The organism is Vibrio sp. Y176, from assembly GCF_033438945.1.
Genome location: NZ_JAWOQS010001036.1, coordinates 1 through 545 on the forward strand (window position 1 = coordinate 1; position 545 = coordinate 545).

The 545-nt window shown below is 47.5% G+C and carries 2 protein-coding genes; both read left to right on the top strand.

The window, feature by feature from the left end; translation table 11 throughout:
- A partial coding sequence (locus tag R7O13_RS30060; RefSeq protein WP_318305615.1) for a GntR family transcriptional regulator occupies window positions 1-261 on the top strand: 261 nt, incomplete at its 5' end.
- Window positions 258-545: ATP-binding cassette domain-containing protein (locus tag R7O13_RS30065; RefSeq protein ID WP_318305616.1), on the top strand; the 288-nt coding region annotated here is incomplete at its 3' end. The genes R7O13_RS30060 and R7O13_RS30065, both read left to right, overlap by 4 nt.

Here is a 545-nt window from a genome sequence, read left to right on the forward strand (position 1 = left end):
AGCATCTCTGCCGATATGAAAATTAACCACCTTACCGTCATGAAAGGCTATCAGTTACTTGTTGATGAAGGACTGGTGGAGAAAAAACGTGGCCAAGGCATGTTTGTCGCACAAGGGGCAATTCAACAATTGCGCTCTGCGGAAAAGGCTCGCTTTCTTGAACAGCAAATTCCTCAAATAGCCGATACATTACAACGTCTGGACATGTCAGTTGATGAACTTGTCCAGCAACTCAACCCCCATATGAAAGGTGACCAATGAGCGCATTAGTCAGTGTAAAAAACGTCTCCAAGCAGTACCGTCAACAAGGAGAGGCGCTTCATGATGTGAGTTTTGACTTACATGCTGGTCAAGTGCTTGGTTTGCTCGGCCACAATGGCGCGGGTAAATCGACGCTTATTAACGCCCTACTCGGCGCCCACGACTACGAAGGGACTATTCGCATCAATGGCTCCGAGCCCATGATGCAGCGTGACAAGATCATGCAGAATTTGTCGTACATCTCAGATGTGAATGTTTTGCCAGATTGGATGACGGTCTCTCAG